Source organism: Pseudoalteromonas sp. SG44-1, assembly GCF_014164315.1.
Taxonomy (GTDB): domain Bacteria; phylum Pseudomonadota; class Gammaproteobacteria; order Enterobacterales; family Alteromonadaceae; genus Pseudoalteromonas; species Pseudoalteromonas rhizosphaerae.
The window spans coordinates 1-15707 of record NZ_JACJEW010000045.1 but is presented as its reverse complement, the minus strand read 5'-3'; the positions used below and the strand labels follow the sequence as shown (position 1 = coordinate 15707).

The window sequence follows — 15707 nt, the reverse complement described above, 5'->3', positions numbered from 1 at the left end:
ATGCTAAAACTATTTAATCCACGCCAAAAAGAGCTGCTTGAGCAACGCAAAACCGCCCATGAGACTTGCCGCTTGTTTAACAAAAGCCCCAGCAAAGGTAATTTAAAACGCATTAAGAGTTTATTTACTCAATGTGGTGAAGGCGTGATTATTGAGGCAGGCTTCCACTGTGACTATGGCTCGCAATTTGAAATTGGTGATCGTACTTTTATAAACATTAATTGTACGGTGTTAGATGCCCCCATTAGTGAGGGGGCAATTACGATTGGCAGTGATTGTTTAATTGGCCCGAACGTTCAACTATTGGCCGTATCTCATGCAGTCAATCCTGCCGAGCGACTCAATAAAAAGAACTTTGCAGCACCGATTACTATTGGCAATAACGTTTGGATTGGCGCGGGGGTTATTATTTTAGCAGCTATTACCATTGGCGATAATGCTGTTATTGGCGCAGGGTCGATAGTAACAAAAAATGTGGCAGCGAATACAGTTGTTGCAGGAAACCCCGCTGTTAAGATTAAAGATATTTAAGAGGCCTAAACAAGAAAAAGGTCTATCGGTGTTCTGATAGACCTTAAGTAGGGTTATTTACTCGTTATTACTCATATCTTAGTGTTAACGATGGCCGTGTGCTGGCGGCTTTAAAGGCGAGGCTTGCAACCGTGAGCCAAGTAATTGCAGCAACACTTAGAGCTGCAACCAGATAAACCCACAGCGCTTGATCAACACGCTCATTAAAGTTGGCTAACCAATCGCCCACCAGCCAATAAGTTAGAGGAAAAGCGATTGCGATACTTGCGGCAACTAAAATCAAAAACTCTTTTGCTATTAAGTTCATAATGCTGATGCGTGATGCGCCAAGGACTTTGCGTACCGCGACTTCTTTTTGGCGACGTAGTACCGAGAATGATGCTAAGCCAAAGGTGCCCACGCACGCTAAAAATACGGCTAAACCAGAAAATAAAGTGACAAACTCGGTCGCTCGTTCATCATTACGATAAAGCGCACGGTAGTTTTCGCTCAGCATATCTATTTGTGGGTCGTGAATTGCGAGGTTCTCTTCTAAAATACTTGCAAGCTGCGCTTTAATAGGCTGTATTTTAGCAGCGTCCATGTCTACGATAACGCGGCCGTCCCAACTATTTGTGTAGCCACAAATTAAGATGGTAGAGGGCTGCGCGTCTTTAACACTGCCTACTTTAATATTTTTAACCACACCGACAACTGTTAAGATTAAATCTTTGCCATTGCCCGGACTTGTGCGCCATGTACTGCCAATTGCATCACTTGGTGTTGCATAACCGACTTGTTTTACTAGCGACTCAGTCAATATGGCTGAAGCCGTTGCTTTAGTATCACTGACTTCACTAAACCAATCAGCAGCCATTTTTTCACTGAAATCTCGCCCAGCGACCAATGTTAGGCCCAATGTTTGGGCTATGTCGTTACCTGCGCCAATAATGGGTAAACTTTGTTTGGTAAATTGACCATTATCGGCCGTAAATGTAAGAGACGATTTATATGAGCCTGTTACATCAACATCCATAACGCTGACTTTGTTTACGCCATCAATCCCGTTAATACGATTTAGTAATGCTGTATTATTGTTGTGTAATATATCTTCAGCTGATATATCACTGATAACCAATTTACTTTCTTTGGTATAGCCCACTGGTAGAGACTGTAAATAAGCAAGCTGTTGTTGCAGCAATAAAGCGCCAATAATTAAACCGACAGATAATGCCGATTGTACAACTAATAAACCTTTTCTAACCGCAATGGCTGTGCGACCACGTTGCATGTCACCACTGAGCACTCTTTTTGCACTAAATGCTGACATAAACATGGCAGGATAGATCCCCGCAAGCAAACCAACTGATATTACAACAACAGCAATAGCGACGCCCAATAAAGAGTTATAATTAAGCGATAACTGCCTATCGACTAATTGATTAAAAGCAGGTGTTAGCAATTCAACCAACATACAGGCAATTAATGCTGCAATAATGGTAATAAGTAATGACTCGGTTAAAAACTGGCTTATAATTTGTAATTTACTCGCGCCAAGTGCTTTACGTACACCCACTTCCTTGGCACGTTTTGCCGATTGAGCAATACTCATATTAATAAAATTAAACGCAGCTAAAAGTACCAATAAAATACTCAAACCAATACAAATCCGCAGCGTTGAAAGCGAGCCATTCTTTTTCATTTCATAGTTAGAGTTGGAAGTTAAATGAATAGACGTTAGCGGATGTAATGTCATTTTTGCTAAATTTGGGTTTTCGTAAGCAATTTTCATGTAGCGTTGCTCAATAGTCTCTGCCAACTTTTCAACATCAGTACCTGGTTTTACTCGAATATAAGAGGCACTATTCATGTTTTGATATTGAGTATTGGCTGGTAACTCTTTAATTAACCCTTGAAAAAAGAAGTGCGTATTTTCAGGTAAATCAGCAAATACCGCCCCAATCTGCCAACGTTTACTCCCTTGTATTAAGGTTTCACCAATAATGTCCGTGCGGCCAAAAATACGTATAGCGTACTGCTCACTCAATGCGAGCATATTTGGTGTAGTAAGCACTTTGGCTAAGTCGCCTGCAACTAAGTCAATATTCACAAAATCAGCTATATTGGTGCTTGCCGACGCAATACTTTCTAACTTATAACCCACATCATCACGCACAAATTCAGCACCAGGCGGACTAGGCTCTAGTGATAGTATGTCTTCTATTTCAGCCATGTCTTTAAAGGTATTCATAAGATCTTTGTTGGTCATCGGCCCGCCAACCCCTAAAGATGTAAAATACTGATTAACACGATAAACACGCTCCGCATTGGGTTGCTGCTTATCATAAGACGCTTCGTAAAAGGCAAACATAGCCACTAAAATAGCCGCCGCTAAACCAATACTTAAACCAAGTACATTGAGCAAAAAGTGTTGTTTTTGCTGCTTAAATGAGCGCATTGCGGTCATGATATAATTTTTAAACATTATCAAATTCCTTCTTACCCCAAGGGGTTAGAACAAAAACAGTTGGCAAGCCACAAAATCACTTACCATATCACTGAGGTACACATAAGACAGATCATGTTTGAGTGCAAAAGCACTTAATGTAATAAATAAGATTGCTGCACTAGATCTTATCAATTGCACAGCAACATGCTGCAATAAGTAACGATAGTAAACGAGCATTACGCAACAACAGCATCCGCAACACTTGATGATTGTTGCTGTAAATTCGCTTTATCAACCATCACTTGGCCATCAAGTAAGCGCACTAAGCGATCAGCGTAATTACCTTCTTTCTCTGAGTGGGTAACCATAATAACCGTGGTACCTTCTTTATTTAATTCACGCAACATCGCCATGACTTCATCACCATTTTTAGAGTCGAGGTTACCTGTTGGCTCATCGGCTAATATAAGCTTTGGATTGATGACTAATGCACGCGCAACGGCTACCCGCTGCTGCTGACCACCTGACAGTTGCTGTGGTAAATGCTCGCCTCGGTGATCAATACCTACGCGTTTTAAAATGGCTTCAACGCGATCTTTGCGCTCGCTTTTGCTTATTTTTTGATACTGTAATGGCAGCTCTACGTTCTCAAATACGGTAAGCTCATCAATTAAGTTAAAACTTTGAAATACAAAGCCAATTGATGCTTTACGAAGCTCTGACAATTGCTTTTCGCTATAGCCTGCAATGTCGGTTCCAGCAAAATCAAAGCTACCTGCACTTGGTGAATCCAACATACCTAAAATAGACAGCAAAGTTGATTTACCACAGCCAGAAGGCCCCATTATCGCTAAAAAATCACCTTCGGTTACGGTTAAGTTAATATTACTTAGCGCTGTAGTTTCAACATCTTGAGTACGAAATACGCGGCTTAAATTAGTTAGTTTGATCATTGTTATTTTCCTTAAAATTGTAGTTGCTGTGCTTTATCAAAGTTACTGTAGCTTGAGGTAATCACTTGATCCCCAGCATTGAGCCCTTCAAGCACTTCAAAATAGTTTTGATTCTTTTTGCCTAAGCGAATATCACGACGCACTGCTTTATCACCGCCTTGCTCAATAACATAAACCCAGTTACCGCCCGAGTTGGTAAAGAAAGCGCCACGTTTAAGCAGTAAGGCATTGTTTTTATCGCCTCCCAGCATTAACTCAATATCAATACTTTGGCCGCGCTTAATGCTTTTGGTGTTACTGGGTAAATCCACTTCAATTTGAAATTGCGACTGCTGTACGCGGCTATCAATTTTGCTCACCTTGGCGTTCACTGTGCCGCTTTCAAGTTCAATCATCACGGTCATGTCACGCTGTACTTGGTTTAAATAAAACTCATCAAGGCGTACCACTAATTTATATTCATTTGGAATATCAATTTGGCCTAATCGCGCGCCACTGTTTTTAGATTCACCAATTTCCACATCAAGCTCGCTTAGGTAGCCTGAAACAGGCGCTTTGATTAATAAATTGTCGAGATTTCGACGCGCAAACTGCAGGTTTTTTTCAAGCATTTTAGCGCTGTCTGATAACTGTGCGACTTGCACCTCACGGATTGAGTTTTCTTGCTTTTGACGCTCAAGCGTGAGCTCTTTACGAGCGTGGTAATAATTTAAATCTTCTTCTAACTCTGCAAGTTGCTCCTGCGCTAATACGCCACTTTTAACCAAAGGTTTAGTTTGCTGTAAACGACGGGTGAGGTGCGTAATTTTTAGCTCTATTTCTAATAAGTCACGGCGTAAATTTAACCGGCTGGTTTCCATAGTCATTTGCGTATTGCGTAAAAAATTTAGCTGCTCAGTTACTTGGGCTTCGCGACTCATTACATCTAGTTGTAAGTTGGTATTGCTCAAACGCACTAGTGGTTGGCCTTTCTCAACATATTCGCCTTGCTCCACTAAACGCTCCTCAACTTGCCCACCGGCGATGGTATCAAGGTAAATACTGGTTTTTGGTACCACTTGACCGCGTAAACTTAAGGCATCTTTAAATGCACCTTGTTTCACCGTGCTAACGGTTAAACTACTGCGTTCAATATTCTGGCTACGCCCTGTATTACCTGTTTGTGTAAACCCATACGCAGCGGCAGCAACACCCAATGCCAATGCTGCAAAGGTGAATTTCTTTAAATACTTTTGCGTAAATGAGCGTTCTATTCTCTTATCCATGTTGGCCACCTTGATACAGGTTTAATAAACTAATTACCGATAGTTATTACAAACGCTGTGCCAACTTTATTTAATATTAAAATTCAATGCCTTATAATTAAATGAAATTATTATTATGTTTGTAGTGTCCGTTAATAGAACACTTTTTTATTTTATAAACGTCCATTTATGGACACTGTTCCTTTTTTGTTTTAGGCTAAATAAAACTCTATAAAAATAAAAATCATGAAACACACAGGCTCGCTTTTAATTGTTGATGACAACCCCGATATTCTAATCGCCGCACGGTTATTGCTAAAGCAGCATTATCAAAGCGTTAAAACCACTGACAACCCATTTGATATTGCTGACATCATTAACGAGCAACGCAAAGCTGATCAGCCAATTGATGTGATCTTACTCGACATGAACTTTACCCAAGACTCCATCAGCGGCAAAGAAGGTTTTTATTGGTTAAAAAAAATCATCGAGCAAGACGCTAATATCGTTGTTTTGTTAATGACCGCCTACGGCGACATTCAACTCGCGGTGGATGCTATTAAAGCAGGCGCATCTGATTTTATTGCTAAACCTTGGCAAAACGAGCAACTACTTGGGGCTGTGGCGGCGGCTTTTTCACATGCCAAAGACAAACAGCAAGTGGGTAAGCTTACCCGTCAAAAGGACGGCCTTAATCAAGTACTCAATAATCAGCCATTTGAGTTTTTAGGTCAAAGCGCCGCTATGCAGCAGGTATTCACCACCATTGAAAAAGCCGCACAAACTGATGCCAATATACTGATCACCGGCGAAAGCGGCACAGGTAAAGAACTCACCGCGCATGCCATTCATCAAGCAAGTATGCGCCATAATCAAACCTTTATGAGTTTAGACATGGGTGCTGTGGCACAGAACCTATTTGAAAGTGAGCTATTCGGCCATAAAAAAGGCGCATTTACCGATGCCAAAAGCGATCGAATTGGTAAATTTGAGCTCGCCCAAGGCGGAAGTTTATTTTTAGATGAACTAGGCAATTTGCCCCTTGAGCATCAAGCTAAACTGCTTGCCGCATTACAAAACCGCAAAATTACACCTGTTGGCGGCAGCAAAGCGATTGATATTGATATCCGCCTAATTTGTGCCACTAATGATAACCTTGATCAAGCTGTCGCCGAGGGGCGTTTTCGCCAAGATTTGTTATACCGAATAAACACCGTTGAAATTCGCTTACCTGCTTTACGTGAACGCAGTGATGACATCCCAATGCTAGCAGATTATTACCTCAATCATTTCGCACAAAAGTACAAGCGCAACTTAACCATAAAAACACATGATATGAGCTTACTTTGTCAATATGCATGGCCAGGCAATGTCCGCGAGCTTGCTCATGCTATTGAGCGGGCTGTTATTTTAAGTGATGGCGATAATCTTGATGTTAGCTCAGTGATTGGTAGTGCTGGTGCTACTAATCATACAACCACCAATGACAACGAGGCATACGACACCTTTGATCTTGAGATACTCGAGCAGCGCACTGTGCGTGCAGCGCTAACACATTACCAAGGTAATGTTAGCCATGCGGCCAAAGCCTTAGGGTTAACGCGTGGTGCTATGTATCGCCGTCTTGAAAAGTATGGGCTATAACAATGCGCCCTCATTTATTATTAACTATTAATATTGTGGCACTTATTAGCGCCAGCGCACTCGTTAGTTATCTATTACAAAATAATGGGCTTTCAGCAACTTCGCTGTTAATTATATTAGTCACTGCGGCCTTGATAACGCATATTTTTACGCTCTTTAAGCGCCAACAAAAACAAGCTGAAATGGTGATACGTGCTTTAGCGAATGGCGACAGCACCTTAGGGCTTGGTCAACAACACCCAATGCTTAAACAATTTGAGCAAGTAAAAACACAAATGCAAACCGCGCGCTTTAATGCCGAGCAACAAGCGCAGTTTTTACAAGCTTTGCTCATCCATGTTGATTTAGCCGTATTGGTATGTGATGACAATGGAAAGGTGATCGAATCAAACCCTGCAGTTAGCAAATTACTGGGTAAAAGCTTCCAGCATCTACGAGAATTAGGCGCTGTTGGTGAACTAATTTTGAACGCCAAGAACAATATGCGCAGCACCACCTATTGGCAAAATGGCGAGCAGCACGACACGCTTTCTATCCAACTCAGTATCGCCGAAATACAAGGCAAAGTGCGTCGCGTAGTAAGCCTACAATCAATTCATGACCAACTACAACTCAAAGAACAACAAGCGTATAAACGCCTAACTAAAGTACTTACGCACGAAATTGCCAACTCTATTACCCCGCTTTCATCGTTAGCTGATACGTGCAGCAATTTACTGCCACAAGAACTGTGTTTTATTGATATTGAAGATAAACAAGACTTACAGCTTGCACTAAGCACCTTAGCATCAAGAACGGCACATTTAGGCGACTTTATTGCTCGTTTTCGCCAAGTTAGCAGCTTACCTAAACCTAATTTAGCGCCTGAAAATTTAGCCGATATGCTAGCGCGTATTGTCACCTTGCATCAACAACAGTCGCGTGAGCTGCAAATCAATATAGAACTTACAATTAAAAGCCAGCAATTAGTGATGCTAGACAGTAGTCAAATAGAGCAAGTATTAGTAAATCTTATAAAGAACGCATTTGAAGTGCTAAGCAGCAACAAAAAATATAACGCGCAAAGCCCCGCTCAGCCAAACATCAAGCTCAGCTTGGCACAAAACGCCAGCCAACAACTCTATGTTGAAGTGAGCGATAATGGCCCAGGCATCAGCGAACATGTGGTGGATATGATCTTCGTACCATTTTTTACCACTAAACAACAAGGATCAGGTATTGGCTTGAGCCTATCAAGGCAAATTATGCTCAACCACGGCGGTGATTTAATTTATGTACCAAAACCACAAGGCGCATGCTTTAGATGTGTGTTTGGTTAAATTAACTTAAAGATCAGTGGGCTTACCAATATAAGCCCGTAGCAAAAGCCCGCTTTAACTTGCCATGCTTTATATTTACCTGTGACTTTAATCCCTATAAATGGGCTTAATAGATCGATACGACGCGCACCAATAAACACCAACCAACAAATAATGAAAGTGAGGCTGAGTATAAATAATGGCTCCACCAAACCACCTAATTGCAGTTCAGACAAATAAAAGGCTAAGCCAATAATCACACTTTGATGTAATAAATAAAAAGGGAATACTGCACAGTTTAGTAAAGCCAGTTTAGGGTGATCGTGATTCAAAAAACGTTGTGCAAGTGCCAACATAAATAATACACCGACTAATCGTTGCGCGGTATACAGCATATCCATGCTGGTAATTTGCCATTGGCTGGCGGCAGGATTTTGCCAAATCATGTGATAACCCAGCACGACAACTAAATAACCTAAAATGAATACCACTAATAACGCCTGCCAGTGACGTAGCAGTTGGCTGTAAAATGCAGGCTGCCAAGCAAGCAAGTAACCGTAAAGTAAAAACAACGCGCCCATGGGGTATCGGAATGTATCACTCGGCCAGCTTAGCTTTAAAATACACAGCGGCAATAGCAATACAATAAAAATAGTAAATAACGAGCGCCCACATAAACGCGTGATTATTGTATGCACAGTAGCGTGATGAAGCAGCGGCATCGCTAGCACTAGCAATAAAGTAAATTGCCATAACGAACGCAAGTACCAAAGATGGTTTACATCGACATGAGGCCAAATCCCTGCTTGATAGTGATTAAATAAAGGGTTAGTTAAATTAAAGAACTGCTGGTAGAACTGCCAAAAGCTCATAGCTAAACCAACCTCTTGGCTCATTTGCGCATAAAGCTGAATAGGCACTATAAACCAAATGCCAAACAATAAAGGCAGTAATATTTTTACACTGCGCGTAGTTAAAAACATGCCTAAACTAAAGCGCGCAATAATAAAGCGCAGCGCTACTCCTGAAATAAACCAGATTAGTCCCATGCGCCACGGTGACAGTAACAACATGACATTTTCAACACTGCTAGACAAATACTGGCTTTTAAAATGAAATCCCCAGTTTTGGCTGTATAACATGCCGGTGTGATAAAAAATTAATAAACCAAACGCAATCACCCGTAGCCAATCTAAATCATAGCGGCGCGGTGGTAATTCAACGGCTTGATTAAACACATTTAGCCATGGCTGTAATAGCGTACGTGTTGTGTTTTTAATTACTATTTTAAGTTTCATGGTAGATTTAGCTTACGACTAATTAATAACAAATATGAACAACTATCTGCGTTAAGCAATCAGAAAAGGCTGATAAAACAGTCAGTAGGGATAAACGGTGGATATCAGGGATGATAAGTTTGGTGATCTATCACTATCTTGCTAGTCTAATGATGGTCTTTTAAAGAGTAACAATAATAATGATCTCCTTAACGCATTTTCAGCGCTACCAGAGATGGTATGCGGCATTATTTTTATCTAGTTATATTTTTATAAACAACACCATTAATGCCAGCTCAAACATTATGGAAGCCCAGCGCGATGGCGTACTCCCATTTATGATCTGGGAGCCGTTTGTATGGGAATATTCCAGCGCTATTGGCACCTTGTTGTTGTTTCCCGCTTTAGTTTGGCTATTAAAAACCCAGCCTTTTAATTGGCAAAAAATCCCCCGCTCATTACTGCTATATCTGCTGGCAAGCATTGCTTTTTCGTTATTGCATATTGGCATTATGGTCACCATTCGCAAGCTCATTTACACCGTACAAGGCATGTATTATGACTTTGGTTTGGTCTGGTTTGAATTACTTTATGAATACCGCAAAGACTTGTGGGGGTTCTTATTTTTAATTGCTGTTATTAAAACCTATCAATATGTAGTGAGCCAATTAAGTGGTGAAGCAGCACCGATCAGACAAGGCGAAGATACGCCTGAAAATTTAAATTTCGATAGACTACTGGTAAAAAAACTGGGAAAAGAATTTATTGTCCGCGTAGCACAAATAGACTGGCTTGAATCTAGCGGTAATTATGTAAATCTACATATTGATGCAAGAATTTACCCGTTACGTGCAACTATGAGCCAACTTATAACTCAGTTAGAACCGCAAGGGTTTTGCCGTATTCATCGCTCCCATGGCGTTCGGTTAGATGCGATTGAATCAATCACGCCACTACCGAGCGGAGACAGTGAAGTAAAACTTACAACCGGCAAAGTACTTAACTTATCGCGTCGCTATAAAGAGCAATTTAAGGGACAGTTAAATTCAACTACAAGTCATTCTTAACTCACGCTATGTTAAGCTAGCCTGATTTAGGTTAACCGCATTTATATTTTCGGAGTAGTTTAGTACGTGCCTTTAAATCGATTTATCCGCATTCTGCTATTAATTGTTATTTTATCTGGTTGTGAAACCACACCTGAGCAACCACCTTCACAGCCAGCAATTAAGGCAGAACCGACTACATCTATTGTTAGAAAACCAAGCGAACCTAAAGAACAAATAGTCCCATTAAGTGCTAAAGAACTTGATGATGTGTGGCAACGGATCCGCACACAACTTACATTTGCCAATTCTAGCCACCCTGATGTACAACAACGCATTGCATGGTATTTATCTCACCCAAACTATATGGATGAAATTAGTCGCCGTGCTGAGCCTTACCTTTATTATATAGTCACAGAGGTTGAAAAGCGGAACTTACCCATAGAATTAGCGCTAATGCCGCTGATTGAAAGCGACTTTGATGCCAGTGCCTATTCGCACAAGCATGCATCTGGGCTTTGGCAATTAACGCCTGCCATTGCTAAGTACTTTAAGGTAAAAATTAGCCCTTGGTACGATGGCCGCCAAGATGTGATCGACAGTACCCGCGCTGCTCTGGATTTTATGGAGTACTTATACAAACGCTTTGATGGTGATTGGTATCACGCTATAGCAGCCTATAACTTAGGTGAAGGCCGTGTACTTAGAGCGATCAGCAACAATAAAAAGCAAAGTAAACCAACTGACTTTTTCAGTTTAAAACTCCCTCAGCAAACCAGTCAGTATGTACCTAAACTACTTGCTGCGGCACAATTATTAAAAAGCCAAAAAATGGCGTTCCCTGCAATAGCAAATAAAGATGCAATTGCCAAAATAGCCATTTCTGGCTCAGTTATTTTAGATAATAAAGTCCAATGGCAACAGTTAGAGCCCTTAAACTACGGGGTCATTCGCTTTCCGGCGATTATTGATGCACCGCATCTCGTCGTTCCTGCTAGTGAGCAAAAGCAATTTGAGACTATGATTGCTGATCAAGATTCTAACGACTACAGCCAATGGCAACATTATACAGTTAAGCGTGGCGATAGTTTGAGCGTGATCGCTAAGCGCTACAAAGTAACTTTAAGCCAACTAAAAGCATTTAATAATTTGAAAAATAGTACCATACGTATTGGTCAAAAATTAGTGCTACCGCAGTTAGCCGATACGCAAATAGAGCATAAGGTTAAATCTGGCGAAAGCTTGTGGAAAATAGCCAACCATTACAAAGTCAGCATCACTAAGCTAAAACAATGGAACAGCCTTTCAAGCGATCGCTTAAAAGTAGGCGATAAGCTAACCGTATTTTTATCAGCAAGTTAATAACATGAACGCTGTATAATAAGCCTATCTTCAGCGGCTATATGCAATGCTAACTGTGTTAGGCCTGAATAATTAAAGGGCTGCAATCATGCAGCCCTTTGCAAACAGAGATTAATCATCAACTTGTGATTTAGTGTGGTACCAATTTACTGTGCGGGTCAGCATCATAATCAAACTCAGTACTGCAAACACCAGTAAACTGCCCATCAACAATGCGTAATCTTCTGCGCTTAATAGTCCGTAAAGTAAGCTGTATAAAAACAGAATAGCAATCAGAAACAACCCACCATGCTTAGTATTTTTCAACATTCCGGCCACATAAATACTCAATAATAATGAAGAAGCTAATGCTGATAGTAAGTAAGCAAGGTTAAATCCTAGGTGCTCACCAAGTGATATCAACAATAAATAAAAAACGGCCAATGCTAAACCGACAAAGCCATATTGCACCGGATGAACAGGTTCGCTGCGAAGCACTTCGAGTAAAAAGAAGCTGGCAAATACCAATATCAGCACTAAAATTGCGTAGTTACTGGCACGATAGCTTTTTAAATAATGATCAACACCATCAACAAGATTAACTCCCATGCTACGTTGCTTAAATTGCTCGCACTGATTTTGAAAAACGCAATGTTGAAACAGCTCTTTTAAGTTGGTAGCAAAGTAATTTGTTTGCCAGTTGGCAGTAAAGCCTTGCTCTGAAATACTTGAGTCGATAGGTAAGTAATCGCCAACGAAACTTGGATGTGGCCAATCGGCTTGCATGCTAAGAATGGTTTCTTTGCCGATAGGAGCAATAGCTAGTTTACGCATTCCTTGTAGATTTAAATCAATTTGATAATCCAACGTCTGTTGCTCAAGTAAAGCACTAAAATCGAGCTCAATATTAACGCCTTCGGGTAATTGCGCCAGCTTAGTGCCAGGCTGCAACGCATATTCTTGGTTATTTATGCGCATTGTACTGCCCTGACCAATACCGCGAATATCTTTAATCGCCATCACCATATGCACCTGTTTTATCTTTTTACCGGCTAATTCATTTAAAGCCTCGGTATTAAATTGGCCTGCAAAGTGATTCTCGGAGCGATATAGTAACGCCTTATAAATACCTCGGTATTTTTCAAAAGAAGATAATTCACTGTTTATTGTTAATGTTTCAGGTAGCAATAACAGCGTTTTTAACTGTTCAGTGGTGTTGCCTTCCACGGTGTGAGTTTCTATAAATTGCACTTGAATAAACGGCCCAATGACTTGTTGCTCACCGCTGCTGCTTTTAGCAATATCAGCTTGCACTTGTTGCTGATGTTCTGCACGTTCATCAATTAGGTTTTGGATCATAAAGATAGGCACTAATAACAGTACAATTAGGCCTATGATGATCACCAACTTCGTTTCAATTTTTTGTTTCATTATTATCTTTACTCCCTATTTAATATAGGAACTAGAGTAATCGACAAAAGTGGATTTTAAATGGTGCTTATATGGAGTCTTTATGGAGTTGGTAAAAACAGCTTAACGGATACGCCCTGCGGGGTATTATGGATGTCTAATTTTCCTTTATGCAACTTAACCACTTGTTCTACAAAGTTAAGCCCAAGGCCGGTACTTTTTTGTCCATTACTTCTGGCAAGCGAATAAAAACGTTCGGTTACTCTCTTTAACGCATAATCAGGTATCTTCGGGCCAGTATTTTCGACATTAATACAAAGCTCTCCTGCGGTTTGTGTGACCGTAATATTGATTTTCCCCTGCTCACATACAAAATCCAACGCGTTTTCAAACAAATTATACAAGCCTTGCTGTATTAAAAATTGATCCCCTACAAAGGCAACTTTGTTATCGCATACAACTCTTAACTCTACTTGTTTGGTCATTAGCCTGCTGATACAAGAGGCTTTTATCTGCGCTAATAAAGCAGGTAAATCAATTAATTGCCGCTGTTCAAGTTCTGGGATTTGCTCAAGCTTTGTTAGAGCTAACAACTTATCAATCAATTGCTGCATGCGCGTAGCTTCGGTTTCAATATTCTGAGCAAACAACTGTTGTTTATCTATCGTGGTAGGGGTTTGTAATATTTCACTGGCTCCTTTGATTGCTGACAATGGACTTTTTAACTCATGCGTTAGAGTTTGCACATAGTTTTCTACGTAACGCTTACCATCAAGCTGACGACGCATATTTTCAAGGGCATCACTGAGTAAGCTATATTCATAAAAAACTCTAAAGGTGGGTTTACTGGTTTTTTCACCGCGCCCCATTTTATCAGCATAGTCTGCAAGCTTATATAACGCAGTATTTATACGCCACGCGATTAACGCACCAATGATAAGTGCGAGTACACTCATTAACGCTAACCAAGTTAATACCCGATACCTAGAAATATCAATAAATGGCTGTACAGAACGGTTCGCTTTAGCAACTGTGACACTGCCAATTATCTCATCGTTATACATGATTGGTGCAGCAACATGCATTACTGTTGATAGCGGATCATTAGGGTCTAATGCAGTTGAACGTGCCCCGTACTCACCACGTAAGGTGAGGTAAACGTCATTCCATTTAGAGAAATCATTACCAACATCCTGCTGCCATGAATCCAGCACTACAATCCCTTGTTGATCGGTTATATAAACTCGATGATTAACTGATTTTTTTTCAACACCCCAAATAGCAGCATCGGGATCACGCAAACCATAAAAGTTGATTTGCTTAGCAAAAGCGCTCTGTGCAATATCGCCGTTCGCCATTGGGTTGCTTGCTATTACAGCCAGCATGTTTGCCATATCGACCAGTGTTTCTTCACTCGCTTGGCGTACCGTTGGCTTGATCTCTCTCATAACTGTTGAGCTAACCAAGTAAGCGGTTAAAATCACTAATACAAAGTAGAGTAAAAACAGCCTCAGTCCAAGCGGGATCTTAGGCCATCTTTTAAGACGAGCAAATACCGTATTTGTTGGCTTAGGTAGATTCATAGTAATAACCAAAACCACGTTTAGTATGAATACATTCCGGAGCCGATACTGCGCGTAATTTATTGCGAATAGCCTTGATGTGACTATCTACATTACGAGCATAGATAGCATCTTGGTGATTTTGCGCCGACAACAATAATTGCTCACGGGAGAATACTTGGCGAGGATGGCTAATTAACTTATCCAGCAATTTAAATTCCAATGCTGTGAGAGCCAATGCTTGGTTTTGGAAATGATAATCAAAATTTTCGGCATAAAGGCCTGAGGCTTGTTCTGAAGAGATGGATACTTTACTCGCAGCTTCGCTATGTCTAATTCTAAGTTTAACCCTTGCAAGCACTTCTCGCGGGCTAAATGGCTTAGTAACATAATCATCGGCGCCTATTTCTAATCCCACAACACGATCAATTTCATCATTTCGGGCGGTAAGAAAAATAATTGGAACCGCTGAGAACTCTCTTATCTGTTTGCACAACTCAAAACCATTGGCATCAGGCAAACCAACATCCAAAATCACCAAGGCAGGCATATTGTTTTTAATATATTCAAGCCCCTCACCCGCTGTAGCAAACCACTGCACAGCAAAGCCATCTATTTCTAGAGTATGGATCAGTGTATCAGCGATCGCTTTCTCATCTTCAATGATCACAACCTGCGCAGTTGTCATGCAATTAATTCCTTTACTACAGCAAATTAGCAATGTTTATAGTTACAGTAACTATAAAGGCAGTCAATAGTTAGGTTTACGAGTTTATATTTTCTTATGGGGAGCGCGAGTTTTTTAAGATTAATACCAATCTGCCAAATTATGTGATCTAATTAGCACTCTGATACTTATCTACTTTTACTAAATTGAACTTAGAAAAATCCAAGCAACTTTTAGCTTTATCACGTAAAGAGCCTAATGCGAGAAAGCGAATACGCCTGCTTGCTGTTTCATTATTCTTTGAGG

At 40.6% G+C, this 15707-nt stretch carries 12 protein-coding genes; 5 read left to right on the top strand and 7 right to left on the bottom strand.

Annotated features, from left to right (window positions below; genetic code table 11):
* Complete coding sequence (locus H5187_RS17700; protein WP_182798113.1) at positions 1-531, top strand: sugar O-acetyltransferase; 531 nt, start codon at positions 1-3, stop codon at positions 529-531.
* A gap of 67 nt (positions 532-598) precedes the next feature.
* Here H5187_RS17700 and H5187_RS17695 read toward each other — a convergent pair whose 3' ends face one another.
* The 3 genes from H5187_RS17695 to H5187_RS17685 form a co-directional block, all read right to left on the bottom strand.
* Complete coding sequence (locus H5187_RS17695) at positions 599-2995, bottom strand: ABC transporter permease (protein WP_182798112.1); 2397 nt, start codon at positions 2993-2995, stop codon at positions 599-601.
* Positions 2996-3195: 200 nt separating this feature from the next.
* Positions 3196-3912, bottom strand: coding sequence for an ABC transporter ATP-binding protein (locus tag H5187_RS17690; protein WP_182794871.1), 717 nt, complete (start codon positions 3910-3912; stop codon positions 3196-3198).
* A gap of 11 nt (positions 3913-3923) precedes the next feature.
* Positions 3924-5177: an efflux RND transporter periplasmic adaptor subunit gene (locus tag H5187_RS17685; protein WP_182798111.1), complete on the bottom strand. Its 1254-nt coding sequence runs from the start codon at positions 5175-5177 to the stop codon at positions 3924-3926.
* Positions 5178-5402: 225 nt separating this feature from the next.
* Between H5187_RS17685 and H5187_RS17680 the strand changes: the two genes are divergently transcribed.
* Positions 5403-6800, top strand: a complete 1398-nt coding sequence (locus H5187_RS17680) for a sigma-54 dependent transcriptional regulator (RefSeq protein WP_182798110.1) — start codon at positions 5403-5405, stop codon at positions 6798-6800.
* A 2-nt stretch (positions 6801-6802) separates the two neighbouring features.
* The gene (locus H5187_RS17675) at positions 6803-8119 is read left to right on the top strand and encodes a PAS domain-containing sensor histidine kinase (protein WP_182798109.1); all 1317 of its coding nucleotides are present in this window, start codon (positions 6803-6805) and stop codon (positions 8117-8119) included.
* Here H5187_RS17675 and H5187_RS17670 read toward each other — a convergent pair.
* Positions 8116-9396: an acyltransferase gene (locus tag H5187_RS17670; protein ID WP_182784890.1), complete on the bottom strand. Its 1281-nt coding sequence runs from the start codon at positions 9394-9396 to the stop codon at positions 8116-8118. The genes H5187_RS17675 and H5187_RS17670 overlap by 4 nt on opposite strands.
* A 182-nt stretch (positions 9397-9578) precedes the next feature.
* On the opposite strand from H5187_RS17670, the gene H5187_RS17665 reads away from it, so the two are divergent.
* Positions 9579-10442 (top strand): LytTR family DNA-binding domain-containing protein, encoded by an 864-nt coding sequence (locus H5187_RS17665; RefSeq protein WP_182784926.1) that lies wholly within the window; start codon positions 9579-9581, stop codon positions 10440-10442.
* Between the two features lie 66 nt (positions 10443-10508).
* On the top strand, positions 10509-11783 hold the full coding sequence (locus H5187_RS17660) for a LysM peptidoglycan-binding domain-containing protein (RefSeq protein WP_182761669.1): 1275 nt from the start codon (positions 10509-10511) through the stop codon (positions 11781-11783).
* A gap of 111 nt (positions 11784-11894) precedes the next feature.
* Here the strand turns inward: H5187_RS17660 and creD are convergent, their stop codons facing one another.
* The 3 genes from creD to H5187_RS17645 form a co-directional block, all read right to left on the bottom strand.
* Complete coding sequence (gene creD, locus H5187_RS17655) at positions 11895-13193, bottom strand: cell envelope integrity protein CreD (protein ID WP_182761668.1); 1299 nt, start codon at positions 13191-13193, stop codon at positions 11895-11897.
* Positions 13194-13273: 80 nt separating this feature from the next.
* Entirely contained in the window at positions 13274-14755 is a 1482-nt protein-coding gene (gene creC / locus H5187_RS17650; protein WP_182761667.1) for a two-component system sensor histidine kinase CreC, read from the bottom strand.
* A complete protein-coding gene (locus tag H5187_RS17645) occupies positions 14742-15422 on the bottom strand; it encodes a response regulator (RefSeq protein WP_182740175.1) in 681 nt (226 codons plus the stop codon). The genes creC and H5187_RS17645 overlap by 14 nt, the downstream gene beginning before the upstream one ends.
* Positions 15423-15707 lie beyond the last annotated feature (285 nt).